Here is a 26,326-nt window from a genome sequence, read left to right as displayed (position 1 = left end):
TCTCCAACGGCCACGGCTCCATGCTGCTGTACTCCCTGCTGCATCTCTCCGGTTATGACCTCTCCATCGAGGATCTGAAAAACTTCCGCCAACTGCACTCTCGCACCCCGGGTCACCCGGAGTACGGTTACGCGCCGGGCGTCGAAACCACCACGGGTCCCCTGGGTCAGGGCATCACCAACGCCGTGGGCATGGCGATCGCCGAGAAGGCCATGGCCGAGCAGTTCAACCAGCCGGGCTTTGATGTCGTCGACCACTACACCTACGCCTTCATGGGCGACGGCTGCCTGATGGAAGGCATCTCCCACGAAGCCTGCTCCCTGGCCGGTACCCTGCAGCTGGGCAAGCTGATCGCGTTCTGGGATGACAACGGCATCTCCATCGACGGTCACGTGGAAGGCTGGTTCACCGACGACACCGTCAAGCGTTTCGAAGCTTACGGCTGGCACGTGATTGCCGCCGTCGACGGCCACAGCCCGGAAGCCATCAACGCCGCCATCGAAGCCGCTAAGGCGCAGACCACCAAGCCGACCCTGATTTGCTGCCGCACCATCATCGGTTACGGCTCCCCGAACAAGTCCGGCTCTCACGACTGCCACGGCGCACCGCTGGGCAACGACGAGATCGCCGCCGCCCGTGCCTTCCTGAAGTGGGACCACGCGCCCTTCGTCATCCCGTCCGACATCGCCGCCGAGTGGAACGGTCAGGAGAAGGGCGCCAAGCTCGAATCCGACTGGGCTGCCAAGTTCGCCGCCTATGAAGCCGCTCACCCGGCCCTGGCTGCCGAATTCAAGCGCCGCACCACTGGCGAGCTGCCGGCCAACTGGGCCGCAGAATCCGCCAAGATCATCGAAACCCTGCAGGCCAACCCGGCCAAGATCGCGACCCGCAAGGCTTCCCAGAACGCCCTGGAAGCCTTCGGCAAGCTGCTGCCGGAATTCATGGGCGGCTCCGCGGATCTCGCTCCGTCCAACCTGACCATGTGGTCCGGCTCCAAGTCCCTGACCAACGACGATGCCTCCGGCAACTACATCCACTACGGCGTGCGCGAGTTCGGCATGTCCGCCATCATGAACGGCATCGCCCTGCACGGTGGTTTCATCCCCTACGGCGCCACCTTCCTGATGTTCATGGAGTACGCCCGCAACGCCCTGCGCATGGCCGCCCTGATGAAGCAGCGCGCCATCTTCGTCTACACCCACGACTCTATCGGTCTGGGTGAAGATGGCCCGACTCACCAGCCGGTCGAGCAGATCGCCTCCCTGCGCCTGACCCCGAACATGAGCACCTGGCGTCCCTGTGACCAGGTAGAGTCCGCCATCGCCTGGAAACACGCCATCGAGCGTACCGACGGCCCGACCTCCCTGATCTTCTCCCGTCAGAACCTGGCCCAGATGGACCGCACTGCCCAGCAGCTGGCCGACACCGCCAAGGGTGGTTACGTGCTGAAGGATTGCGCCGGTACGCCGGAGCTGATCCTGATCGCCACCGGTTCCGAAGTAGAGCTGGCCGTTGCCGCCTATGAGCAGCTGACCGCCAAGGGCCGTGCCGTGCGCGTGGTCTCTCTGCCCTGTACCGACGTATTCGACGCCCAGTCCGCCGAGTACAAGGAGTCCGTCCTGCCGTCTTCCGTCACCAAACGTGTCGCCATCGAAGCCGGCATCGCCGACTACTGGTACAAGTACGTGGGCTTTGGCGGCAAGATCATCGGCATGCGCACCTTCGGTGAGTCCGCTCCGGCCGAGCTGCTGTTCAAGGAATTTGGCTTTACCGTGGAAAACGTGGTTGCGACCGCAGAGTCCTTGTAAAAAACCCGGTAAAGCACCAACCCTATACATTTAATGATCACGGTCGCATTGCGATCTACAGGAAAACGGGTCTTTGATATCGTTACCGTCCTAGGCCTTGATGGCCTAGCTAAAACGAGGCACTTTTGGATTTCATAACAAACGCTCCTGATTGGCTGGGGTGATCGTGATTTGCGAACTTGGGAATGAGCCCCACCAGAGTCTCATTCCAATATATAACCAAGATTTTTTTTGTGATGCTCGGCGCAATAAATCTGAAGTCACCCGCCGAAACACCATCACTTCTCTTCTGCACAGGGACGCTGAGGATCTGACGACCGGAGGTCCTTCGGTATCGACAACCGGCTCCCGGTGTGGAGTCAGGGGCTCCTTGCACAGTATCTCGCCACTTGGTTCACCCTATGCAAAAACATGCCAGAAACTGGGGGTGCAAGGTTGACACCTCAGTCCAGAAAGGGTTTAATGCGCGCCGTTGCCCAGATAGCTCAGTCGGTAGAGCAGGGGATTGAAAATCCCCGTGTCGGCGGTTCGATTCCGTCTCTGGGCACCAACTCTTCCTCCTTAGTTCAGTCGGTAGAACGGCGGACTGTTAATCCGTATGTCACTGGTTCAAGTCCAGTAGGAGGAGCCAAATTTGAAAGGCCCGCTCAATCGAGCGGGCCTTTTGTTTTTTCGCGGTCGGGGCGACACTGACAGCCCGCCGCCCCTCTGCTCACCCCGCCAGCTCTATCTTGCCGTAATCGAGGCGATTCTCTTTCGGTGCCCCCTCAATGCTGCGCACCTCGTTGAACCTGTACCTGAGGATGTAGCCGAAGCAGGCGAAGAAGAGCCCTATCACCAGGGCACCGACCCACTGGATCTCGAGAAAATCGAGCTGGAACAGCAGGGTCAGGCCGGCCAGCATCAGCAGGTTGAGCCCGAAGTAGCGCCATGAGCCGAGCCGCTGGGTCGTCAACCCCAGATTGTCGGTGTAGAGGCGGATCAGGGAGTCGAGGGAGTTGATCACCATGGTGATCCCTACGGCGACCATGGCCCAGTTGAAGAAGCCGGCGGTCGACAGTCCCTGCTCGTGGTAGTAGTAGAGCACGGCGAACCAGACGGCGATGGCCAGGGAGGGGAACACCAGCATGGCCCCCAGCAGCTGCCAGGTGCGCAGGCCACCGACGAAGCGGGCGGTGAACTGGCCGATCATGATGCTCCAGGAGAACCACCAATAGAGATAAAAGGCGTGGTAATCATTGAGGGGCAGCACGAAACGATCCAGATGCTGGAAGTAGCCCCCCACCAGCGCCAGGGTGGCGACGAAGTCTCCAGGGCTGCCCGCCGGGGTGAGGAAGGCGGCGCCCCACATCAGGGCGATCAGGGCGATGAAGCAGCTCGTGGTGCCCAGGCTCAGGATCCGCACAAACTTCAGACTGGTGCTCGAATAGATGGAGAGCCCTATCACCACCAGCACGAGCAGGTAAAAACTCGCCACCAGGCTCTCGCCATCCCCTATCTGGGGCAGGTACCAGGGCAGGTTGCTCAGCAGCAGATAGGCGGTGAAGGCGCAGGTGCCGATGATCACCAGGTTGTTGAGGAACTTCACCGGTGCCAGCTCAAAGAACTTCACTCTGGGTTCTATCACGCAAAAATAGAAACAAGTCAGGAAGTAGAAACCCCAGATGAGAAAACCCCAGTAGCCGAACTCGATGGCGAGCGGATTGGTGAAGCCGTACTCCGGGCTCCCCTGAAGATCGGCATACCCTGCAAACTCGGTGAGCGGAAACATGATGAGTCCCACGTCCAAGCCGGAGGTGAACAAGATGGCGATGAAGGTGAAGGTGCGCACCGGCGTGGTGCCGATGCAGCGGATATTGCCCCAGCGATAGAGGACAAACGCGATGGCGGCAAAGGTAAAGAGGATCCCCGCACTGAGCCAGGCCGTCATGACTGACCTACCGCGCTATCCATTTCGTGACCAAACATAGGTGCTCCTTGTCATTGCATTGTGATGTTCAAGGTGGGCAGTTCGGCTTCCTGCGGCCATGGCTTCCCCTACCCCACGGCGGCGGGGGAAGGGATGGACGCGGGATCAGGACTTAACTATCGCCAGCGCACAGAGGGCCCGGCGATAGGTAAAGACTGACGAACTGCCGCGATAGGGTGCTCTCTGCACCCAGTGTCGTTGTGGTGAACCCTCAGGCCAGGGCACGCACCGGCGCCCGGGGGCGCTGCTTCTCCTGCCAGCATTCGGCCAGCCCCACCTCGACCGGCAGTGCCGCGAGCGGCGCCTTGCCGAGGATCAGATCCGCGGCGCGCTCGGCCACCATCAGGGTGGGGGCGTTGAGGTTGCCGTTGGGGATGGTCGGGAAGATGGAGGAGTCCACCACCCGCAGCCCTTGCAGGCCATGAACCCGGGTCTGGGGATCCACCACCGCCAGGGCGTCCGTCCCCATCTTGCAGGAGCAGGAGGGGTGATAGGCGCTCTCCACGGCACTGCGCACGAAGGCATCGATCTGATCGTCGCTTTGCACCGAGGCCCCCGGCTGTATCTCCTCCCCCCGATAGGCATCCAGGGCAGGCTGGCCGATGATCTCCCGGGTCAGGCGCACGCAGGCGCGAAAGCCTTCGACATCATCGGGATGGGAGAGGTAGTTGAAGCGGATGGCAGGAGCCTCGCGGGGATCCGCCGAGCGCACTTTCACCTGGCCGCGACTGCGGGGCTTGTTGTGGCCGATGTGCACCTGGAAGCCGTGGCCCGCGAACGCCTCCCTGCCGTCGTAGCGCATGGCGGCGGGCAGGAAGTGGTATTGCAGATCCGGCCAGGGCACCCCGGCTTTGGAGCGAATGAAGCCGCAGGACTCGAAGTGATTGGTCGCCCCCAGGCCATCCTTGCGCAGCAGCCAGCGACTGCCGATGAGGAACTTGTCCCACAGCCCCAGCTTGCCGTTGAGGGTGATGGGCTGCTGGCAGCGAAACTGGAAGTAGAACTCCAGATGATCCTGCAGGTTCTCCCCCACCCCGAGCAGAGGATGCAGCACCCCTATGCCCGCTTGGTTCAGGGTATCGGGGTTGCCGATGCCGGAGAGTTGCAACAGATGGGGGGAGCCTATGGGTCCGGCACTCAGGATCACCTCCTTGTCGGCTCTCACCTCCTCCACCTTGCCTGCGCGCTCGAAGCGCACCCCGACCGCCCGCTTGCCTTCCAGCAACACCTTGTGGACCAGGGCGCCGGTTTGCACACTGAGGTTGGCCCTGGCCATGGCGGGTCTGAGATAGGCGTTGGCACTGGAGCTGCGCACCCCCTGCCTGACCGTCATGTGCATGGGGCCGAACCCCTCCTGCTGGCGGCCGTTGTAATCGGCCGTGGCGTCATAACCCGCCTCCACGCCGGCGTCGACGAAGGCCTGGTAGAGGGGGTTTTGCATCTGGTTGCCGTTGTTGACCCCAAGGGGCCCTTCGTCGCCGCGGTAATCATCCCCACCGAAGGCCCACTGCTCGGCCCGCTTGAAGTAGGGCAGGCAGTGGCCATAGTCCCAGCCCTCGGCCCCGGCCTGCTGCCACTCGTCAAAGTCACCGGCGTGGCCGCGCACATAGACCATGCCATTGATGGAGGACGATCCCCCCAGCACCTTGCCCCGGGGGCAGTGCATGCGCCGCCCGTCCAGATGGGGCTCGGGCTCGGTCTCGAACTGCCAGGCATACTTTTTGGTGTTCATGGGGATGGAGAGGGCGGTCGGCATCTGGATGAAGATGCTCTTGTCGCTGCCCCCCGTCTCCAGCAGCAGCACCTGATGCCGGCCATCCTCGCTCAGGCGGTTGGCCAGTACGCAGCCGGCGCTGCCGGCCCCCACTATGATGTAATCGAATCGCTTCATGGTGCCTCCTTAAAACGGGCTCTGGATGGCTTGCATGCCGACGTAGACGGACTTGATCTGGGTGTAGTGCTGCAGGGTCGCCAGGCCGTTCTCCCGCCCGATGCCGGACTGCTTGAAACCGCCGACCGGCATCTCGGCCGGGGAGGCCCCATAGCTGTTGATCCAGCAGATCCCGGCCTGCAGCTGATGCACCACCCGGTGGGCGCGGCGAATGTCCCGGGTGAAGACCCCGGCCGCCAGCCCCAGGGCGGTGTCATTGGCCCGTCGCACCACCTCGTCCTCCTGCTCGAAGGTGAGCACCGACATCACGGGACCGAAGATCTCTTCCCGGCAGATCCGCATCTCGTCCCGGCACTCGCTGAAGATGGTGGGGGCGACGAAGAAGCCATTGGGCGCCATGGCGGGGCGCAGCGCCTCGCCGCCGCAGCGCAATGTGGCCCCCTCCTCCTGACCGATGCGGATGTAGTCGAGCACCTTGCGCTGATGCTCGCGGGAGATGAGGGCACCGAAGTTGGTGGCCGGATCCATGGGATCCCCGACGCGGATATTGTCCCGGGTACGGGCCAGCAGCCGCGCCATGAAGGCGGGGTAGATCCCCTGCTGCACGTAGACCCGGGTGCCGTGGGTGCACACCTCCCCCTGGGTGTAGAAGTTCGCCACCATGGCGGCGCTGACCGCCTCTTCCAGAACCGCATCGTCGAAGATGATGAGGGGGGACTTGCCTCCCAGCTCCATGGTCACCCCTTTGAGGGTGTCGGCGGCGGCGCGCATCACCTTCTTGCCGGTGCCCACCTCGCCGGTGAAGGAGATCTTGGCCACCTCGGGCGCCTGACTCAGCCAGGCCCCGATCCGGCCATCCCCCTGCACCACGTTGAAGACCCCGGCGGGCATGCCGGCCTCGATGAAGATCTCCGCCAGCTTGAGGGCACCGAGGGGCGTCTCCTCCGAGGGTTTGAAGATCATGCTGTTGCCGCAGGCCAGCGCCGGGGCCGCCTTCCAGCAGGCGATCTGCAGCGGATAGTTCCAGGCGCCGATCCCGGCGCAGATGCCGAGGGGCTCGCGGCGGCTGTAGTAAAAATCGGCCCCCAGCTGCTGCTGGTTGCCCTCGATGGCGGCGGCCAGACCGGCAAAGAACTCTATGCTGTCGGCGCCGGTCACCACGTCCACCACGGAGGCCTCCTGCCAGGGCTTGCCGGTGTCGGCCACCTCGATGGCGGCCAGGGCATCGTTGCGCTCGCGCAGCAGGGCCACGGCCCGCAGCAAGATGCGGCCACGCTCGACCCCGCTCATGGCCGACCAGAGGGCAAAACCCTGCTGGGCGCTCGCGATGGCGGCGGCCTGCACGGCCTCATCGGCCACCTCGACCTCGTAGATGACGGCCCCGGTGGCCGGATTGATCACCTCGAAGCACTCGCCAGAGGCATTGGCCAGATAACGGCCGTCGACAAAATTCTGATAACGGGTCAAAGACATGAATTCACTCCGCTGGGGTCAGTCGTTGCAGGATAAAGAGTTTGCACAGCCGCTCGGCACGGCTGAAGTCGGGTTCGGGGCTGGGGCTCAGGGCACTGCGCAGCCAGAAGCCATCTATCATGGCGGCGCTCTGCTGGGCCGCGGCCAGAGCCTGCTGGCGCGGCAGGCTGGCGCCGAAGGAGCAGGCCAGATTGCTCAGCAGTCGCCGCTGGTTGATCCGTTGCAGGCGGGCCAGATCTGGTTCATGGCTGGCCTGGGCCCAGAAGGCGAGCCAGGTGCGCGCCACGGCACGGGAGCACTGCAAGGGGGTGAAATTGGCCTCCACGATCGCCATCAGCCTCGCCTGAGGCGACATGCCGGGGCGAAGCCGCTCCCGCAGCGCCGCCCCCAGGGCCGAGAGCAGCTCCCGCACCACCGCCTCGATCAGCGCCTGCTTGCCACCGAAGTAGTGGCTGATGATGCCGGAGGACATGCCGGCCTGGGCGCTGATGCGATTGAGGGTGGTGTGCTGCAGCCCGAACTCGGCCACCGAAGAGATGGTGGCCTGGATCAGCTGCTGACGACGTTTTTCCGAGACTCCGACTATGGGCATGTTTTTGTTAATTGATTGTTCAATGAAACCACACCCTAAACGTTAGAATCGAAAGGATCAACCCATCAAAACCACACAAACAAAGCAGATAAAAACATAACAAAACCAATAAACAACATAAAAACATAGAGTTAAAATACATCTCACACGGTGCAATTTAATTTAGATATCTAATGATTTAATTGTGAAATGTTAGCAAATTGCGTCAGTCGGCAGACACGGGTCGGCGAGTGAAGCTGGCCTTTTCCTCCCGAAAATGGGCCCCGAAAAGGTCTTTTTTTGGCGGTCGCGATGGCAAGAAAGGGAGTCGATAGCAGCTTGAATGTGCGCGCAAGATCCTCAAGTCAGGGTCATTCGAAGACGATATGGCGACAAAAAACAAGGCGCGGCGGGATCTTTTCATCAATGCGGTGGACAGGGCGAAGGCGCCAGACTCACGACTTCCCCCTCCCCCATCCAGGGGGGCGCGACACAAATCACCAAAGTTGCCGCCCGGGCCCATAACCGGCGTGACCGCATTCGGGGCCATGGTTATGATGTGGCTCCCCCCATCGCCTCGTTTCGGGAGAAGGCCAGATGAATCGCCCCTTGAGTTATGTGCTGGATGGCGTCCTGTGTGAGCCCCGGCTGTTCACCGTTCCCCTCGATCACCGGCAGCCGGGGGGCCCGGCGCTCACCCTGTTCGCCCGTACCCTCTGTCGCAAGGACAAGCTGGACGCCGACCTGCCCTGGCTGCTCTATCTGCAAGGGGGCCCGGGCTTTGGTGCCCCCCGCCCCACCAACCAGAACGGCTGGCTCAAGCGAGCCTTGCAGGAATTTCGGGTGCTGCTGCTCGATCAGCGGGGCACTGGCCACTCCACCCCGGTCAGCGCCGATGCGCTAGCCCATATGAGCCCACCTGAGCAGGCCGGCTACCTGAGCCACTTTCGGGCAGACGACATAGTGCGCGACGCCGAGCTGATCCGGGCCGAGCTCTCGCCCCACAGGCCCTGGAGCCTGCTCGGCCAGAGCTTCGGCGGCTTCTGCTGCCTGACCTATCTCTCCCTGTTTCCCGCCGCCCTGGACGAGGTCTATATCACGGGAGGGATCCCCCCCCTTGGCCGCAGTGCCGATGAGGTCTATCGCGCCACCTATCGCCGGGTCGCCGACAAGAACCGCGCCTTCTTCACCCGCTTCCCCCATGCCCAGGCCATCGCCAACCGGCTGGCCAGGCACCTGCACAGCCACGAGGTGCACCTGCCCAACGGCCAGCGTCTGACGGTGGAGCAGTTGCAGCAGCAGGGGCTGGATCTGGGGGCCAGCGGCGCCTTCGAGGGACTCTATTTCCTGCTGGAGGACGCCTTCATCGGCGAGCGGATCAATCCCGCCTTCCTCTATCAGGTGCAGGCCATGCAGCCGTTCAACGCCCACCCCATCTTCGCCATACTGCACGAGGCCATCTATTGCGAGGGGCGCGCCAGCGACTGGGCGGCCGAGCGGGTGCGCGCCGAGCATCCCGCGCTGGCCTGGGCGCCGGGCCAGGACTTCGCCTTCACCGGCGAGATGATCTTCCCCTGGATGTTCGAGCAGTTCCGCGAGCTCATTCCCTTGAAGGAGGCCGCCCACCTGCTGGCCCAAAAAGCGGACTGGGGCCCCCTCTACGATCCGGCCCAGCTGGCCCGCAACCGGGTGCCGGTGGCCTGCGCCGTCTATGCCGACGACATGTATGTGGAGTTCGATTTTTGCCGCGACACCCTCAAGGGTCTGGGCAACAGCCGCGCCTGGATCACCAACGAATATGAGCACAACGGCCTGCGCGCCGATGGGGAGCAGATCCTGGACAGGCTCATCCGGCTGAACCGGGACCGCTGATCCCGCCAGGCCCGCGCCTGCAACATGACAACAAATTCGAGGGCGGCCCATGAGCCGCCCTGCCCATGGAAGCAACACAATAATAAGGACACCCATTGGATCACCCGGAACTCTCGGCGAGCTGGCTGAGCCGCCTCTTCTATCACTGGACCTCCCCCTTGCAGCGCAAGGGGCTGCGGGAGAGCGCCGTCAGCCTGGACGATCTCTACCCCCTGCTGCCCCAGGACAGCCGGGATGCCAGGGCCGATGAGTTCCTGGCCCTGACCGCCCGCCAGCCGGTACGCCCCTGGCTCATCACCCGCCACATCTGGCGTCACTACGGCAGCCGCATCGGCCTGCTCACCCTGTTGCAGCTGCTGGCCATGCTGGCGACCCTGGCCAGCCCCTGGCTGCTCAATCACGTCATGACCCAGTTGGGCGCCGGCGCCACCACGGCGCACAAGCTGCTGCTGGCCCTGGCCCTGTTCGCCTCCGTGCTCGCCGCCGGCATGTTGTCTGAGCACGCCCTGCAGCTCTCCCTCAAGATGCATGTCCCCATCCGCCGCCTGCTGGCGGAGGCCCTGCTCGCCAAGGTGATGAAGCTCGGCGGCAAGAGCTTCGACGACAGGGCCGGTGGTAAGGTGCAGAACCTCATCAATCGGGACGTCTGGGACATCACCTGGATCCTGGCCGATCCCGCCATGCCGGTGACCCTGCTGCTGCAACTGGCGGGCACAGTCGCCCTGCTGGTGTGGCAGGTGGGCCATGCTGGCCTGGTGGGCTGCGCCGTGCTCATGCTGCTGTTGCTGCTCTCGACCCGGCTGATCCGGCGCATGAACCAGCAGGAGCAGCGCCTCAAGCACAGTCAGGACGAGCGCAACGGCATCCTGGCCGAATACATCAAGAAGCTGCGGCTGGTGCGCCAGAACGGGCTCGGCCCCTTCTTCACCCGGACGGCCCGGCGCAAACGCCAGCAGGAGCTCAGAGTGCTCGGCCGGGTGCTCAGGCTCGACGCCATCAATGATGCCCTCATGCTGGGCACGCCCCTGCTGGTCACCCTGGCCACCTTCATCACCTACCTGGTGTCGGGCCAGCGCCTGACCCTGCCCCAGGTGTTCACCACCATCGCCCTGTTCGCCGTGCTGCGCATCCCCATGCAGCGCCTGCCCTATCTCATCCGCACCCTGATCAACTTCAATACCGGCTTCAGCCGCTTGTGCGAACTGCTCAACAGTCCGGAGCAGCACCGCAGCCTCGACGATGAACGCCTGGCCAGAGGGGCAATCGTGCTGGAGGGGGTGAGCACCCACCATCGGCAGCACGCCGTGCTGACCGGGGTCAACCTGGCCATAGCGCCGGGGGAGCTGGTCGGCATCACGGGGGCCACCGGGGCTGGCAAGAGCTGCCTGCTGCACCTCATTGCCGGCTTCGATGACGAGTTCGAAGGGGAGATCCGCCGCCACGGCCGGGTTGCCCACCTGGGCCACAAGCCCTGGCTGATGAACGACAGCATCCGCAACAACATACTGTTCGGCCAGCCCTGGGACGAGGCCCGCTACCTCTGGGTGCTGGAGGCCTGTACCCTCAACGGGGATCTGGCCCTGCTCGCCCATGGGGATCAGACCCTGGTGGGCGAGCTGGGCACCCGGCTCTCCGGCGGCCAGCAGCAGCGGGTGGCCCTGGCCAGGGCCCTCTATACCCGGGCCGACATCCTGCTGCTGGACAACCCCCTCTCGGCCCTGGATCCCCTGGTCGCGGCCCAGGTGCTGCGCCTGGGGCTGAGCTTCCGCCCCGGCCCGACCCGCTTGCTGGTGAGCCATGACCCCGAGGTGCTGGCCCGCTGCGATCGGGTCTTTGCCATCGAGGGGGGCAGCCTGACCGAGCTGGCCCCGCGCCAGCTGGTAGATCTGCCGGGGAGCCCGTCCGATGCCCCCCTCCTTCCCCCCCGGGAGCAGGAGCGGTTCAGCGAGGAGAAGATGGTGGAAGGCAAGGTGGACTGGGGGCTGTTCGGCTTTCTCTGGCGGCGGCTCCAGGCCCCCGGCCTCATCCTCCTGATCCTGGTGCTGACCCTGGGGCAGGAGGGGCTGCGCATCGCCTCGGATCTCTGGCTCGGCGGACGGGCAGAAGACACGGCGCTCGCCCCCCTGATCGGCATCTACGCGGCCCTGGGCCTGGGATCCCTGCTCTGCATCACCCTGGTGCGAGTGCTGAACTACAAGCTGGGACTCAGGCTCGCCTGGAGTCTGTTCGACGGCATGCTGGGCCGCATCAGCCGCGCCCCCATGGCCTTCTTCGACAAGGTGCCCCAGGGGCGCATCCTCAACCGCTTCGATCGGGATCTGGCAGAGACCCAGGAGACGCTGCTCCCCATGCTGGTGGGCCTGGTCGGCATGCTGATCTCGGTGCTGCTGCAGGTGCTGGTGATCGGCATCAACCTGCCGTTGCTGTTGCTGGTCGCCCCCCTGGTGGGCTGGGCCCTCTATGTGTTGCAGCGCCGCTACCGGGCGGTGCAGCTCAAGCTCAGACGCCAGGCCTCTGTGCTGCGCTCGCCGCTCTACATCAGCATCGGCGAGACCATACGCGGCGCCCCCGCCCTGCGTCTGGCCGGCGCCGAGCGGTACGCCCTGGATCAGGTGCTGGTGCACTATGACAACAACCTGCGCAGCTGGTACACCACCACCTCCATCAACCGCTGGCTCGGCATGCACCAGACCCTGCTCTCCGCCGCCCTGGTGGGGGCCGTGGCCATCATGGTCGCCCTGAGCGACAGCACCTTGTTCGGCGCCGTGGCCATCACCTATGCCTTCACCACCTCGGCCATGCTCAATGCCCTGATCCGCAACTTCGCCGAGGTGGAGCAGATGATGAATGCGGTCGAACGGGTGCGGGAATACAGCGAGATAGAGAGCGAGCGCCAGCAGGGAGCGCCCCTGCAGATGGCCCATCCGGCCGTGCGTTTCGCCGACCTTGGGTTGCGCTACCCAGAGGCGAGCCAGTGGGCCCTGCACGGCGTGAATTTCGAGCTGGCCCCGGGTGAGAAAGTCGGCGTGTGCGGGCGCACCGGGGCGGGCAAGAGCTCGCTGCTCGGCGCCTTGCAGGCCATGTATCCCGCCACCCAGGGGGAGATCTATTACGGCGATCAGCCCCTCTCGACCCTGGATCCGGAGGCGGTACGGGATCTCTACGACACCGTCTCCCAGACTCCCCTCACCTTCTTCGGCACCCTGAGGGCCAACTTGGCCCCCCTGGCGGATCCCGAGGGGCCTGCCACACCGCCACTGGCCCCCAAGATGGCAGCGAATGTCGCCCCCATGCCACTGCCGGGGTCTGGGTCTGGGTCTGGGTCAGACCAGCATCCCGTCCGCGACAGGGCTCGCCAGGATGAACGGCTGATGGAGGCACTGAGACGGGTGGGCCTGGGCGATCGCTGCGCCGGCCGGCTGGATGAGGATCTCGACCAGCTGCAGCTCTCCGCCGGTGAGACCCAGCTGCTGGTGATCGCCCGCATCCTGCTCTCCCACCGCCCCTTGATCGTGCTGGACGAGGCGACCTCGGATCTGAGTCACGGCGGCATGCGCGAGATGGCCGAGCTGCTCTACCGCTATCGGCCAGAGGCCAGCTACCTGGTGATAGCCCATCATCTGGAACCCCTGCTCTCCCTCGACAAGGTGGTGGTGATGGAGGCGGGCACAGTGGTGGAGCAAGGATCGCCGGTCAGCCTGCTGGCCAACCCCGCCTCCCGTTTCCATCAGCTGTTCGCCGGTCAGGTCAACCGGCAGATAGATCAGATAGCCTGATGCCATACGCAACAGGGCTGCCCCTGGCAGCCCTGTTCATGCGACAAGATGCGTTCAACGCTCCATTATCTGGGTCACATCCTCCTTGCTGATCATCACCTCCCGCCCCTCCGAGTCATGGTAGCGGTACATGCCGGTACTCTCATCCAGCCTGGGCTTGCTGTCTGTGGCGATCATCCTGCCATCCCGGGTGCTCATGATGTATTGGGAGCTGCATGCGGTCATGCCCAGCACGCAGCAGAGTAATACCATGGTGACTCTCATCGTCCATCTTCCTTGCCTGCCCCTCCCCATGAGGGATCACCCAGAAAGCCTAGCTCACGGGGCCAAGGTGCAGCGTCGGGAGCGCCCACAAAAAGGCCGGATAGGATCCGGCCTTGTTTCTCATTCTGCGCTGGGCTTGCGTTCCCCACTCACCCTGGGGTTCGCGGGATCCGAGCTCCATTCATACCAGCCGCCGTCGTAGACGCTGATCCGTTTCCAGTCCATCAGCCAGGCGTAGAAGAAGGCCTCCGAGGCGCGCCAGCCGGTGCCGCAGTAGAAGGCGGTCTGCGCCTCTGGCGCTATCTGCCACTGCTGCCACATGGCCAGGATCTCCCCCTGGGGCTTCATGGTGCCATCCGGGTTGTGGAAGTCGCTCATGCTGTTGGCATCCACGCCACCGTGTCCCCACTTGGCGCCCGGTATGTCCCCCTTGGCGTCGATATAGCTGTAGCCTGAGGTCTCGCCGGTGAACTCGTCCCAGGTGCGGATGCTTACCAGGGCACCGTCGGCCTGCTTGAGCAGGGCCTTGGCCTGCTCGGTGGAGGTCAGGTACTCGGGATGCAGCGGGATCTTGGCCCCAAATGACGCGACAGCCTCATACTTTTTCGGTAGACCCGCCTCGGTACTCAGGTGAGCGGCGAACCAGGCATCGATGCCGCCATCGAGCAGGCGCACGTCAGCCACGCCGGCATACATCAGCAGGTGGGCGGCCCGGGCGGCGGCCATGGAGTTGCGACCATAGAGGATGACGCTGGTGTCGTGGCGGATACCATTCTTGAGCAGCAGCGCCTCCAGATCGGCATCGGACACCTTGTTCCACAGCGGCTCCTGCTCCAGGCTGTTGGTGTCGATGTAACCCGCCCCCGGGATATGGCTCAGCAGGAAGGCCTTGGGGGCCCCCCAATCCACTTCAAACAGCTTCCAGTCCCCCTTGGGAGCGGCCGCCACCGGCTTGCCCGCCTGCAGATCCGCCAGCCACTGGGGATAGACGAGCTGCTGCCAGCGGGCCAGGTGGACACGCTCGGCCTGCTGCCAGCCCTTGAGCTCATAGAGTTGGTGGAAGCCGCGCATGCGCAGCAGACGGGCCACCTCGGCCAGCCCCTTCTCCTCGCCATAGAGCGCGACCGGCTTTCTGGCATCCAGCCCCTTGGCACTCAGGGCCTGGGGCCACTGCTCGTCGTCATATTTCCAGTCGGCGGAGAGGCTCACGGCCCCCGCCACGTGCCCGCCCTGTTGCTCCCCTGCCATGGGCCAGCCCTGGTAGAAGTGGCTGGGACGGGTGTCGATCAGGATGGCGCCCTGGGCCTTCGCCTCCTCGAGGGAGAGCGGGGCCAGTTCGTCGGCCCCGGCAGGGGTGCTGAACCAGAGCAGCAGGCTGGTGGTGGCGGTTAGCAGCAGCCGAATCGCGTGTTTCATTGACGTGCTCACTTTTGATGGATGGCAATTAGAAGATGGAGCGGCCGAGGCGCCCGGACAGCAGCTCAAGGGCCGCCGTGCCTGCCAGCGAATTACCGGCCTTGTTCAGTTCGGGTGACCAGACGCAGACGCAGAGCTCACCCGGGATGAGCGCCATGATACCACCGCCGACCCCGGACTTGCCCGGCATGCCGACCCGATAGGCGAAATCCCCGGCCTCGTCGTACAGGCCGCAGGTGGCGAGCAGGGCATTGACCTGCTTGGTGGTGCGCGCCGGCAGCAGGGGCTCGCTCGCCCCGAGCGGCAGGCCGCGATTTGCCAGATAGACGAAGGTACGGGCGAGATCGACGCAGCTCATGCGGATGGCGCAGGCGTTGAAGTAGCTCTGCAACACCTTGTCCACCTCGTTGTGGAAGTTGCCGTGGGACTTCATCAGGTAGGCGATGGCGGCGTTGCGCGCGGAATGCTGATATTCGGAGCGGGCCACCACGGCATCCGCGACGATGGCGGGGTTGCCGGCCAGGCGGCGTACCAGCTCCAGGGTACGCTGGCGCGGCGCCGTCAGCCGGGTCTCCAGCAGATCGCTCACCACCAGGGCGCCGGCGTTGATGAAGGGGTTGCGGGGAATGCCATGTTCGAACTCGAGCTGCACCAGGGAGTTGAAAGGCTGACCCGAGGGCTCCTTGCCGACCCGGGCCCAGATCTCCTCTTCCCGATAGAGGGTAAGCGCCAGGGTGAGGCTCAGGGCCTTGGAGATGCTCTGGATGGAAAAGGGTTCGTCCGCATCCCCGGCGGTGAACAGTTCCCCCTCCACGGTGCAGACCGCCATGCCGAGCCTGTCCCCCGACACCCGCGCCAGGGCCGGGATATAGTCGGCGACCTTGCCTTGTCCCAGCAGGGGACGCACTTCATCGAGAATGCTTTCCAGTAATTGCGATGACAACTGCATTGAGAGGTTCCACAACTCAAAACGGGGTCAGCCACCCCACCGACAAAAATCCCGCCAGCGGCGGGATTTTTCATGCTGGCCCAATCAGGCCGGTTCACCATACCAGAGGTCGAACAGCTCGGTGACCTCGACGGCCTCCATGCCCTTGGCGTCCAGCCAGCCCTTGATGGCGGCGCGGTCTTCCTCGGTGCACTTGCCCAGGGCCTGGGTGCAGATCATCCCCTCCCAGGCCAGGTGGCCCGAACCGGCGAAGGCCAGCTTGCGCGGCTCGATCACCTCATCGATCATGGCATCGATGACGGCATCTATGGTCTCTTCGGCTGTGTTCACCGGGAAGTTAAAGCTCAGATCGAATCCCAGTTCCTGGAACTCCTCGACGCGCAGTTTCTTGCGCAGACGGCGACTACGGTTTGCCATGACAGCTCCTCAGGTTCAGTTAACGCGTTTGAAAATCAGATCCCAGACCCCGTGACCCAGACGATGGCCCCGTTGTTCGAATTTGGTCAGCGGACGCCACTCGGGGCGCTCCACCCAGTTGCCATGGGCCGAGGTGTTCTCGTACCCTTCGGCGGCGCTCATCACTTCCAGCATGTGCTCGGCATAGTTTTCCCAGTCGGTCGCCATGTGGAAGACGCCACCTATGGCCAGCTTCTGGCGAATATCCTGGGCAAAGGCGGGCTGCACGATGCGGCGCTTGTGGTGACGGCTCTTGTGCCAGGGATCCGGGAAGAACAGCTGCAGGCAGGAGAGCGAGCCGTTCGGGATCATGTGCTCCAGCACCTCGACCGCATCGTGGCAGATGACCTTCAGATTGGTCACCCCGGCTTCCTGGGCGCTGCCCAGACAGGCACCCACCCCTGGGGTGTGCACCTCGATGCCGATGAAGTTCTTCTCAGGGGCATGCTTGGCCATCTCGACCAGGGAGGCGCCCATGCCAAAGCCAATCTCCAGCACCACGGGGGCATCGCGACCAAACAGGGCGACGAAATCCAGCGGAGCCGTGTCGAAATCGATCCCCATGACAGGCCACTGTTCGGCCAGGGCCTTCTCCTGACCCTTGGTCAGGCGGCCTTCACGACGGACAAAGCTGCGGATCTTGCGCATGAACTTGCCGTCTTCGTTAAATTCGTCTTGGGTCACTGGCATATTGGATTACTCGTTATGTCATCTATCGGCACAAACAGGGGAGCGAATTATCCCAAGATGGGCCCAAGGCGCAAGTCTTTCCGACAACAAATGACCCAGGCGGGTTGGGTTCGTGCCGCGCCTGCGGCCATTGCCAGCGGGTTCACAGAATCCGGCTTCCCGCGGGGGCATCCTGCTTCGCGCCGATAACATCATATACAACAAAGGATTGCAGTATGAAAAAGCCCCTTGTCGCCCTCTGCCTCACCGCCCTGCTGGCCGGTTGCAACACCTCAAGCAACGAGTCACAGGCCCCCGCCGCCCCCACTCCGGCCGAACAGGCCTTCGAGTACCTGACCCAGCTCGGCTCGAGCGCCGAGGGCATTGGCGCCCGCCCCACCGGCAGCGCCGCGGAAACCCGCGCCGCCGACTGGATCCAGGACAAGCTGGCAGGCTGGGGCTATGAGGTGCAAAACCAGCCGTTCACCTACACCCGGGGCGGTACCGAGAAACAATCCCAAAACATCGTCGCCGAGCTCAGGGGCCAGAGCGACAAGGTGATCCTGCTGGGGGCCCACTACGACAGCACGGGGGAGGATGAAGGCTCGGAAGGGGCCACCGACAACGGCGCCGGGGTCGCGGCCCTGCTGGCGGTCGCCGAAGCGCTCCAGGGCCAGTCCCTGCCCCATACGGTGCGCTTCGCCTTCTTCGGCGCCGAGGAGAACGGCCTCAACGGATCCAAAGCCTATGCCGCCAGCCTGGATGAGGCCGCCATCGACGCCCTGCTGGCCATGGTCAACTACGACACCATCGCCGGGGGCGACATCGTCTATGTCCACTCCGCCCACTCGGATGAAGCCGAATATGGCTGCGCCGATCCGGCGCGCTACAGCCATGATCCCAGGGTGCGGGATCGCCTGCTGGCGCTCTCCGAGTTGACCGCCACGCCGTTCGCCATCCACCCCAGCTACGACGGCTACCCGCAAGGGGAGACCGGCAGCTGGTCGGATCATGCACCGTTCGCCTGCCTGGGGGTGCCTATCGCCTACGTGGAGGCGACCAACTTCACCATCAATGGCCAGGACGGTTACGACGGCTACTCCCAGAGCACCCATCCGGCGCTGTGGGACTGCTACGACGATGCCAGCAAGAGCGCCTGCGATCGAGACAGCGAGACCCAGTGGGGCAAGATCTGGCACACCGGCCATGATCGCCTCGACAAGATGGCCGAACTCTTCCCGGGCCGGATCGAGCAGCAGCTCGGCGCCAATACCGAGATCCTGATCCGCTTCCTGCGCGAGCCCGGTCTCTAGCTGTGTCAACCCACCGGGGCGCAGCGGTTTTGGCGAAGGGATGACGGGTCGGGACGATAAAATATGGGCAGGTGCCAAACCTGCCCTTTTTTATGGATTTTTGTGACAGCCATTGCCTCATTTTTTAAATCTGATACAAACGGATAACTTGGCGGTTGAATGGAGCGACCGCCTACCCGTCAGAGAGAGTCCTATGCAGCCGTTTTTTGCCCAGCGCTTCGAGAAGGTCGAGCCTTCCTTTATCCGTGAAATCCTCAAAGTCGCCGCCAATCCGGAGATCATCTCCTTCGCCGGCGGCCTGCCCAATCCCAACCTGTTCCCGGTCAAGGCCATCGAGCAAGCCTGCCAGGACGTGCTGCGCGAGCAGGGAGCCGCGGCGCTGCAATACGCCACCACCGAGGGCTTCGAGCCGCTGCGCCAGTACATCGCCGACCGCTACCTGAGCCGCCACGGCATGAGCGTCAACCCGGACAACATCCTGATCACCAGCGGCTCCCAGCAGGCGCTGGACTTGCTGGGCAAGGTGCTGGTGGACGAGGGGCAGGATCTCATCATCGAGGAGCCGGGTTACCTCGGCGCCATCCAGGCCTTTTCCGTCTATCAACCGAATTTCAAGCCCATCGCGCTCGGGGAAGCCGGGCTGGACCTGGCGGCGCTGGACGCGCTGCTGGAGCAGGGTTCCAGCGCCAGGCTGCTGTACGGCGTGCCGAACTTCCAGAACCCGAGCGGCGTCTCCTACAGTCGTGCCAACCGCGAAGCCCTGGCCGAGCGGCTGGTGCGCCACGATCTACTGATGGTGGAAGACGACCCTTACGGCGAGCTGCGCTTCGAGGGGGAGCACCTGCCTCCCATCGCCAAGTTGGCGCCGAACAATACGGTACTGCTCGGCTCCTTCTCCAAGACGGTGGTGCCCGCCTTCCGTCTGGGTTGGATGCTGGTGCCGGACTGGCTGCGCAAGAAGGTCACCATCGCCAAGCAGGCCACCGACCTGCACAGCAACGCCTTCAGCCAGCAGGTGCTGCACCGCTTCCTGACCGACCACTCGCTGGATGCCCATCTGGAGAAGATCAAGGAGGTCTATGGCCGCCAGCGCGCCGCCATGGAGGCCGCGCTGACCCGTCACTGCCCGCCCGGCGTCAGCTACACCCGCCCCGAGGGAGGCATGTTCCTCTGGCTGACCCTGCCTTCGAGCGTCAGCGCCATGGCCCTGTTCGACGAGGCGATCAAGGAGAAGGTGGCCTTCGTGCCCGGCGCCCCCTTCTATGTGCGCCCCGAGATCCAGAACACCCTGCGCCTGAGCTTCTCCTGCGTCGACGAGGCGACTACGGAAGAGGGGATAAAGCGGCTGTGCAACGCCATGAGGCGCATGCTCTGAGCCTGGTCCCAGGGACAATGAGCACAAAAAAAGCGGCCAGATGGCCGCTTTTTCACACCCGAGATTCAGGCGATGCGGGCCGGTGCCTCTGCCGGGAGCAGGCTGAACAAGCTCTGCTCGAACTCCCCCATGGGCAGGGGACGGCTGAAGAGATAGCCCTGCAGATAATCGACGCTGCGCGCCTTGAGATAGTCCGCCTGTACCCGGTTTTCCACCCCTTCGGCCACCATCATGAGGCCGAGCCGGGTCGCCAGGTCGATCACGTTGTCCACTATGTGGCAGGAGAGGGCGTCGGAGCCGATCATGGCGACGAAGCTCTGGTCAATCTTGAGGAAATCGACCTGGAACTTCTGCAGGTAGGTGAGGCTGGAGTGGCCCGTGCCGAAATCATCGATGGCGATGAAGACCCCGAGATCGTGCAGCTCGGCGAACAGGCGATCCGTCACCTCGGTGACCTCGATCAGCTCGCGCTCGGTCAACTCCAGCACCAGCTTGATGGGGTTATCCTTGAAGGCGCTCAGAAAGGCGCGGCAATCGTCCACCAGGCTCAGATCCTGGCAGTGGCGGGCGCAAATGTTGAAGCCAAAATGGAAGCCGGCGGGCAGCAAGTGCACCTTTGGCGCGAAACGTTCCCGCACCTGGCGCATCAGGGCGCTGGTCATGGGGGTGATGAGACCACAGGCCTCCGCCATGGGGATGAAGCGATCCGGCGGTATCATGCCCTGCTGGGGGTGTTGCCAGCGCATCAAGACCTCGCAGCCGGTGCAACGCTCCCCCTCCCCGTCCACCACGGGTTGCAGATAGGGGATGAACTCCCCCTTGGAGAGGGCGCGCGCCAGTTCCTGCTCAGGGGAGACGGGTCGCCCCGTGATCCAGAAGGTCACCCCACCGGCCAGCAGCGCCAGCAGGGTGTAGAGCGCCATGCTGCCATTGCTGTAGTTCCAGGCGCGCAGCCAGTATTGGCGCGGCGTGATGTGCGAACTCAGGTGATAGGCATAGCGCTGGGAGATGATGCCGAACCTGTCCCCCTCCAGCCTGGGGGCGCCATCTTGCACCTCGCCCCGGCTGCCCATCCAGCGCTGGCCGACCTGAAACGCCATGGGGGTCTCGCGGCTCATCAGGCGCAGCGTGTTATGGAGGTAGTAGCCATCGACGCTCACCAGCACACTGCCCTCCTCTCCCAGGTTGCGATAGACGATGAGGGCGCGGTCCGGCGTGACCGGGTTGCCCGGCAGCAGATCCAGCTGCCCCTGCACATAGCCGCTGGGATCGTAATCCTGGTCATACTCGCCATAGAGGGAGGTGCAATAGATGCGCTTGCCCAGGGTCAGGTTGACCGAGCGCACGTCCGGGACCGTCGCCACCTGGCGGCGCAGCATCTGCTTGGCATCGGCACAGGGTTGACCCAGCAAGGGCTTGACCGCCATGGCCGCCTGATGGGCGTTATCCAGGGTGCGATCGAACATGTCACGGGCATGGCTCAGCCTGGCATGGATGTCACTGCGCATTTCCCTCACCGTCTGCCAGCCGATGATGGCGGCGCCGAGCAACAGGATCAGCACAAAGACCAGGCTTGCCAGGGCTCCTCGTCTGAGCTGCTGGCGCGGTTTGAAGCGGCGAAATGGCATGGTCACCCCACATTGATGGAGAAAAAGGATGGCGAAAAAGGCAGCGATCATACAGGTTCAAATGTGACGCTTGATAACAGTTTCTGCTGCCGGCTCGTTATAAACAATGAAGTTAATAGTATCCCTCCACCCGGTCGGCCATCCCATGGCGAGGCACCAGGGGCTCGCCACCATAAAAAAGAGCCCCGCAGGGCTCTTCGTCGACAAGCGGAGACTCAGGCGCGCAGAGACTTCTCCGCGCGCGAGATGCCGCACACCCCGGAGCGAACCACCTCGATGATCTCGTTGGTCTGGGCGGCGGTCTTGATGAAGGCGTCCAGCTTCTCGCTGGTGCCCACCAGCTGCACCGTGTATTGATCCGGGGTGACATCGACGATCTGGCCACGGAAGATATCCGCCAGCCGTTTCAGCTCGTCCCGGGCACCACCGGCGGCGCGGGCCTTGACCAGGGCGATCTCCCGCTCGATGTGCTCCCCTTCGCTGAGGTCACACACCTTGAGCACGTCCACCAGCTTGTGCAACTGCTTCTGGATCTGCTCGAGCACCCGTTCGTCACCCATGGTGACTATGGTCATGCGCGACAGGGTGGGATCCTCGGTGGGGGCCACCGTCAGGGTCTCGATGTTGTAGCCGCGCTGGGAGAAGAGGCCCACCACACGGCTCAGGGCGCCGGATTCGTTCTCCAGCAGAACGGAAATTATATGTCTCATCAGATTTCCCCCGCCTTGCTCAGCCACATCTCATCGACGGCGTGATCCATCAGTACGACTGAAATGATATATCCCATCGTCAGGTCCTCTCCGTCTTGCTCAGCCACATCTCGTCCATGGCGCCGAACTTTATCTGCATCGGATAGACGTGCTCATCGGGGTCGACCGAGATGTCCATGAACACCAGCCTGTCCTTCATGGCGAAGGCCTTCTCCATGGCGCTCTCCAGTTCCGCCGGATCGCTCACCGCGATGCCGACGTGGCCATAGGCTTCCGCCAGCTTGACGAAGTCGGGCAGGGATTCCATGTAGGAGTGGCTGTGACGGCCGCCGTAGAACATCTTCTGCCACTGCTTGACCATGCCCAGCGCCCGGTTGTTGATGGAGATGATCTTGATGGGCACCCCGTACTGCATGCAGGTGGAGAGCTCCTGGATGTTCATCTGCACCGAGCCGTCACCGGTGACGCAGCAGACCACCGCATCCGGGTTGGCAAACTGGGCCCCCATGGCGGCGGGAATGCCGAAGCCCATGGTGCCGAGGCCCCCGGAGTTGATCCACTGGCGCGGCTTGGCGAACGGATAGTAGAGGGCGGCAAACATCTGGTGCTGGCCCACATCGGAGGCGACGAAGGCCTCCCCCTTGGTCACCTTGTAGAGGGTCTCGATCACCTGCTGGGGCTTGATCAGGGTGGGGTGGGTCTCGTAGGCCAGGCAGTTGCGCGAACGCCACTGGTTGATCTGCTCCCACCAGTCCGTCAGCGCCTGCTTGTCGTTGTCGAAACCGCACTCGCCGATCACATCCAGCATCTGTTGCAGCACGGTTTCCACCGAGCCGACGATGGGCACATGGGCCTGCACCGTCTTGGAGATGGAGGTGGGGTCGATGTCGATATGGACCACGGTGGCGTTGGGACAGAACTTGGCGACGTTGTTGGTCACGCGGTCATCGAAGCGGGCACCCACGGCGAAGATGAGATCCGCGTTGTGCATGCTCTTGTTCGCTTCGAAGGTGCCGTGCATGCCGAGCATGCCGATGAACTGCGGATGGGTACCGCTGAAGGCGCCAAGCCCCATGAGCGTGGTGGTCACCGGCAGGTTCAGCAGCTCCGCCAGCCGGGTCACCAGCTGATCCGCGTTGGCGTTGATGGCGCCGCCGCCCACGTACATGACCGGGCGGCTCGCCTCGGTCAGCAGCTTGGCAGCCCGCTTGATCTGGCCCTTGTGCCCGGCCTTGGTCGGATTGTAGGAGCGCAGGGAAACGGACTCGGGGTACTGATAGGGGAACTTCTCTTTCGGGTTCTGCACGTCTTTCGGCAAGTCCACCACCACGGGCCCCGGGCGGCCGGTTGCGGCTATGTAGTAGGCCTTCTTGATGGCGTCGGGGATGTCGCTCGCCGTCTTGCACAGGAAGCTGTGCTTCACCACGGGACGGGAGATACCGATCATGTCGGTCTCCTGGAACGCATCTTCCCCGATCATGCTGGTCGGCACCTGGCCGGACAGGATCACCAGGGGGATGGAGTCCATGTAGGCGGTGGCGATCCCCGTGATGCAGTTGGTCGCCCCCGGCCCCGAGGTCACCAGCACAGTGCCCACCTTGCCGGTGGATCGGGCGTAACCATCTGCCATATGCACCGCGCCCTGCTCGTGGCGAACCAGCACGTGCTCCATCTTGCCGTTTTCGAAGAGAGCGTCATAGATGTCGAGCACCGAGCCACCCGGGTAGCCGAACACATGCTCAACCCCCTGATCCTCCAGCGCACGTACCACCATCTGAGCGCCTGATAACATCTCCATGATAAAGCCCTCCAGGCTTTGCTCCGTTTAGCAATTCTATCGACGGCTCCGCTGCTTCCCGGCACCACCCTGTCTGTCTGTTGTTGATTCGCTATCAGACGGGGCGAGTACGGAGCGCGATAGTTGAAAAATAGGGTTTGTCCATCATTCCCCCATAAAATGGGGTGAAAAACCAAGTTAACCCGCTTCCACCGGCTTGTCCACGGCTTTGTCTGACAACAACAGTCATAAATTTCAAACAGCCATTAACATTTAGTGAGCAGCCTGAGAAAAACGGCACGATTACCTGCTCGTTTCGCGAGGGAACAGCGGATCATGCTAGGGAGAGAAATATCGGCAGGGGAATGCCCATCCCGACGGGATGGGCATGACAGGGGGAGATCAGGGGTTATCGTCTGGCTCGGCCAACCAGATCTGTTGATCCGGATCCGTCTCCTCGCAGACGGAGATGCTGACCCCCATATCGATCAACTCATGGAGAGTCAGGCTGTCCGCCAGGTTCATCACTTCGCCGTTTTCGTTGGTAAAACGCATCTTGCTTGTCCTCAGCTATGGGGCTCCATCAGTTTAGTCCATGCCGGCCCAGGGCTGGGATCTCGGTTCATCACTCCAGGGCGCCGAGCTGGGACAACCAGGCGCAGCCAACGGCTTCCCCTTCCGCCAGCTCGCTCAGCCTGTCCCCCACCTCCTCGGGAAACAGGGTCTTGGCCCAGAGCCGACGCGACAGGCTCAGCAAGGGCTCCTCGGCCCCCTCCGCCAGCCAGAGCGCCAGGGCCGCCGCCACATCCGGGTAGACTATCGGGCCCGGCGCCGAGGTATCGAGCCAGCGGCGCACCCCATTGGCATCCAGGCTGTCCATCAGCTGGGCCAGCCCCATCAGCTCCAGGGTCTTGCCGTTGGTCAACTGCTCGAACTGGCCGCCCAGGGGCTTGACCAGCAGCTTCTTGCCGAGCGACAGCGCCTCCGAGGCCAGCTCGAAGCCCGCATTGGAGATGACGCCACGGCAGCCACAGAGCAGCGCCTTGAAACCGTCCCTGGCCTGGGGCTCGAAGCGGATGTTGCGCCACTCGTTCGCCGCTGTGATCGCGGGGTGAAAACAGACGAAATGGTGCTGGCTGAAGCGCGACAGCAGGGCGGCGATGGCATCTGGCTGCTCGAACGGCAGATAGACCAGGATGCTCTGGTTGTCTGGGGTCGGGCGCATGGCATCGACGATGGGGGGCAGCAGGGGGTGACCGAAGTGAAACCAGTGCAGTCCGAGCCGCTGGCGCACCGGGGCATAATGGCGCATCAACTGCTGGCTGAGCCGGTTCTCCCCCCAGCGAGGCACGGGCCAATGGAAACTGGCCTGATGGCTGATGCTGATGCTGGGCACGCCCTGGCGCCTCGCCGCATGGGCGCTGAGCGGCTCGAAATCGCTGATCACCAGATCGTAGCCACCGCAGTCGAGCCCCTTCAGATCCTGCCAGAAGCGCAGCGGCGCCAGTTGGCGCAAGGTGTCCCAGGGATGCACCCGCCCCGCCCGACTGACGAAACTGATGCCATCGAAGCTGCGATAGTCGCCGAAGGTCTCCATCTCGAAATAGCCGGCCCGCGCCCGGCCGCTGAACAGGTAATCGACCTCGATCCCCCGCTCGGCCAGGGCTCTGCCCAGGGTGCGACTGCGACTGATATGACCATTGCCCGTGCCCTGAACCCCGAACAGTATCTTCATGCCAGCCCCCCATTCCGGAGAGGAGGCTGGCCGTACCTCGGCACGCCTCGCACCATGGGCCGCCTCATCCCTGACCCCAGCCGAGGGCCAGCTTGGCGCAGCCCATGCCGAGCAGGGCACCGGCGATGAGATCGCTGCCATAGTGAACGCCGAGCAGCAGGCGCGAGGCGGCCACCAGGCTGGCCCAGGCAAACAGCACGCTCGTCCACTCGGGATAACTGGCCGCCAGTACGGTGGCCATCAGGAAGGCGGCGGCGGTGTGGCCGGAGGGCAGGCTGTAGCGATCCGAGGGGGTGATGAAGACGGGCAGGCCGCTGGGACGAGCCCGGCGCAGGCTGTTCTTGAGCAGCAGATAGAGGGGCAGCTCCAGGGCGAAGGCGAACAGCGCCGCCTCCACCGCATCCTGGCCCCGGCTGCCCTGCTGCCAGAGCAGCACGGCGGCCAGCAGATAGAGGGGACCGTCACCACTGTGGGAGACGAGACGGCTGGCGCTGGCCAATGGCCGGTTATAGGGATGCAGCAGACAGAGCCGGCACACCCGCAGATCCCATTGCTGAATTTTGTTCATCGCCCTCGCCTCTCGCCATCCGGGATCCACAGGCTAAGGCAGCATGATGACAGTCAGGTGAAGAGGGGATAACAGATTGATGAATGGCAGGGCCCGTCGGCCCTGG

At 63.7% G+C, this 26,326-nt stretch carries 20 protein-coding genes and 2 tRNA genes; 7 read left to right on the top strand and 15 right to left on the bottom strand.

What is annotated here, in order from left to right; all coding sequences use genetic code 11:
* From tkt to ACW5W4_RS16680, 3 genes are all read left to right on the top strand, one after another.
* Positions 1-1,808, top strand: a 1,808-nt coding sequence (tkt, locus tag ACW5W4_RS16690) for a transketolase (RefSeq protein ID WP_456690131.1), incomplete at its 5' end; no start/stop codon positions are given.
* Positions 1,809-2,282: 474 nt separating this feature from the next.
* A tRNA-Phe gene (locus ACW5W4_RS16685) sits at positions 2,283-2,358 on the top strand.
* Between the two features lie 5 nt (positions 2,359-2,363).
* Positions 2,364-2,439 (top strand) — tRNA-Asn (locus tag ACW5W4_RS16680).
* An 81-nt stretch (positions 2,440-2,520) separates the two neighbouring features.
* On the opposite strand, the gene ACW5W4_RS16675 is transcribed toward ACW5W4_RS16680, so the two are convergent.
* From ACW5W4_RS16675 to betI, 4 genes are all read right to left on the bottom strand, one after another.
* A complete protein-coding gene (locus ACW5W4_RS16675; RefSeq protein WP_456690130.1) occupies positions 2,521-3,738 on the bottom strand; it encodes a BCCT family transporter in 1,218 nt (405 codons plus the stop codon).
* A gap of 250 nt (positions 3,739-3,988) precedes the next feature.
* Complete coding sequence (gene betA, locus ACW5W4_RS16670; protein WP_456690129.1) at positions 3,989-5,668, bottom strand: choline dehydrogenase; 1,680 nt, start codon at positions 5,666-5,668, stop codon at positions 3,989-3,991.
* A gap of 9 nt (positions 5,669-5,677) precedes the next feature.
* On the bottom strand, positions 5,678-7,141 hold the full coding sequence (betB, locus tag ACW5W4_RS16665) for a betaine-aldehyde dehydrogenase (protein WP_456690128.1): 1,464 nt from the start codon (positions 7,139-7,141) through the stop codon (positions 5,678-5,680).
* 4 nt (positions 7,142-7,145) lie between these two features.
* Positions 7,146-7,733 (bottom strand): transcriptional regulator BetI, encoded by a 588-nt coding sequence (gene betI, locus ACW5W4_RS16660; protein WP_408797821.1) that lies wholly within the window; start codon positions 7,731-7,733, stop codon positions 7,146-7,148.
* A gap of 576 nt (positions 7,734-8,309) precedes the next feature.
* Here betI and ACW5W4_RS16655 point away from each other — a divergent pair.
* Positions 8,310-9,584, top strand: a complete 1,275-nt coding sequence (locus ACW5W4_RS16655; protein WP_456690127.1) for an alpha/beta fold hydrolase — start codon at positions 8,310-8,312, stop codon at positions 9,582-9,584.
* A 95-nt stretch (positions 9,585-9,679) separates the two neighbouring features.
* The gene (locus ACW5W4_RS16650; protein ID WP_456690126.1) at positions 9,680-13,360 is read left to right on the top strand and encodes an ATP-binding cassette domain-containing protein; all 3,681 of its coding nucleotides are present in this window, start codon (positions 9,680-9,682) and stop codon (positions 13,358-13,360) included.
* A 54-nt stretch (positions 13,361-13,414) separates the two neighbouring features.
* Here the strand turns inward: ACW5W4_RS16650 and ACW5W4_RS16645 are convergent, their stop codons facing one another.
* The 5 genes from ACW5W4_RS16645 to trmB all read right to left on the bottom strand — a co-directional run bounded on the left by ACW5W4_RS16645 (position 13,415) and on the right by trmB (position 17,135).
* The gene (locus tag ACW5W4_RS16645) at positions 13,415-13,624 is read right to left on the bottom strand and encodes a YgdI/YgdR family lipoprotein (RefSeq protein ID WP_408797829.1); all 210 of its coding nucleotides are present in this window, start codon (positions 13,622-13,624) and stop codon (positions 13,415-13,417) included.
* A 120-nt stretch (positions 13,625-13,744) separates the two neighbouring features.
* On the bottom strand, positions 13,745-15,040 hold the full coding sequence (locus ACW5W4_RS16640) for a rhodanese-like domain-containing protein (protein WP_456690125.1): 1,296 nt from the start codon (positions 15,038-15,040) through the stop codon (positions 13,745-13,747).
* A gap of 28 nt (positions 15,041-15,068) precedes the next feature.
* Positions 15,069-15,989 carry a glutaminase B gene (glsB, locus tag ACW5W4_RS16635; protein WP_427261396.1) on the bottom strand — a complete coding sequence of 307 codons (921 nt, stop codon included), beginning with the start codon at positions 15,987-15,989 and terminating at the stop codon, positions 15,069-15,071.
* An 84-nt stretch (positions 15,990-16,073) separates the two neighbouring features.
* The gene (locus tag ACW5W4_RS16630) at positions 16,074-16,406 is read right to left on the bottom strand and encodes a 50S ribosome-binding protein YggL (protein ID WP_041992702.1); all 333 of its coding nucleotides are present in this window, start codon (positions 16,404-16,406) and stop codon (positions 16,074-16,076) included.
* Positions 16,407-16,421: 15 nt separating this feature from the next.
* Complete coding sequence (trmB, locus tag ACW5W4_RS16625) at positions 16,422-17,135, bottom strand: tRNA (guanosine(46)-N7)-methyltransferase TrmB (protein ID WP_408775155.1); 714 nt, start codon at positions 17,133-17,135, stop codon at positions 16,422-16,424.
* 215 nt (positions 17,136-17,350) lie between these two features.
* Between trmB and ACW5W4_RS16620 the strand changes: the two genes are divergently transcribed.
* Positions 17,351-18,427: a M20/M25/M40 family metallo-hydrolase gene (locus ACW5W4_RS16620; RefSeq protein WP_456690124.1), complete on the top strand. Its 1,077-nt coding sequence runs from the start codon at positions 17,351-17,353 to the stop codon at positions 18,425-18,427.
* 193 nt (positions 18,428-18,620) lie between these two features.
* Positions 18,621-19,802 (top strand): aminotransferase-like domain-containing protein, encoded by a 1,182-nt coding sequence (locus ACW5W4_RS16615; RefSeq protein ID WP_456690123.1) that lies wholly within the window; start codon positions 18,621-18,623, stop codon positions 19,800-19,802.
* 65 nt (positions 19,803-19,867) lie between these two features.
* Here ACW5W4_RS16615 and ACW5W4_RS16610 read toward each other — a convergent pair whose 3' ends face one another.
* The 6 genes from ACW5W4_RS16610 to ACW5W4_RS16585 all read right to left on the bottom strand — a co-directional run bounded on the left by ACW5W4_RS16610 (position 19,868) and on the right by ACW5W4_RS16585 (position 26,220).
* Complete coding sequence (locus tag ACW5W4_RS16610) at positions 19,868-21,430, bottom strand: EAL domain-containing protein (RefSeq protein ID WP_456690122.1); 1,563 nt, start codon at positions 21,428-21,430, stop codon at positions 19,868-19,870.
* 215 nt (positions 21,431-21,645) lie between these two features.
* Entirely contained in the window at positions 21,646-22,140 is a 495-nt protein-coding gene (ilvN, locus tag ACW5W4_RS16605) for an acetolactate synthase small subunit (RefSeq protein WP_041992687.1), read from the bottom strand.
* A 79-nt stretch (positions 22,141-22,219) separates the two neighbouring features.
* Positions 22,220-23,938 (bottom strand): acetolactate synthase 3 large subunit, encoded by a 1,719-nt coding sequence (locus ACW5W4_RS16600; RefSeq protein ID WP_456690121.1) that lies wholly within the window; start codon positions 23,936-23,938, stop codon positions 22,220-22,222.
* 381 nt (positions 23,939-24,319) lie between these two features.
* Positions 24,320-24,472, bottom strand: a complete 153-nt coding sequence (locus tag ACW5W4_RS16595) for a hypothetical protein (protein WP_408797846.1) — start codon at positions 24,470-24,472, stop codon at positions 24,320-24,322.
* A 70-nt stretch (positions 24,473-24,542) separates the two neighbouring features.
* On the bottom strand, positions 24,543-25,652 hold the full coding sequence (locus ACW5W4_RS16590) for an MJ1255/VC2487 family glycosyltransferase (RefSeq protein WP_456690120.1): 1,110 nt from the start codon (positions 25,650-25,652) through the stop codon (positions 24,543-24,545).
* A gap of 64 nt (positions 25,653-25,716) precedes the next feature.
* Positions 25,717-26,220, bottom strand: coding sequence for a phosphatase PAP2 family protein (locus ACW5W4_RS16585; protein WP_427261390.1), 504 nt, complete (start codon positions 26,218-26,220; stop codon positions 25,717-25,719).
* Positions 26,221-26,326: the final 106 nt, after the last annotated feature.

Source organism: Aeromonas crassostreae, assembly GCF_054052445.1.
This window is presented reverse-complemented; position numbering and strand designations above follow the sequence as displayed.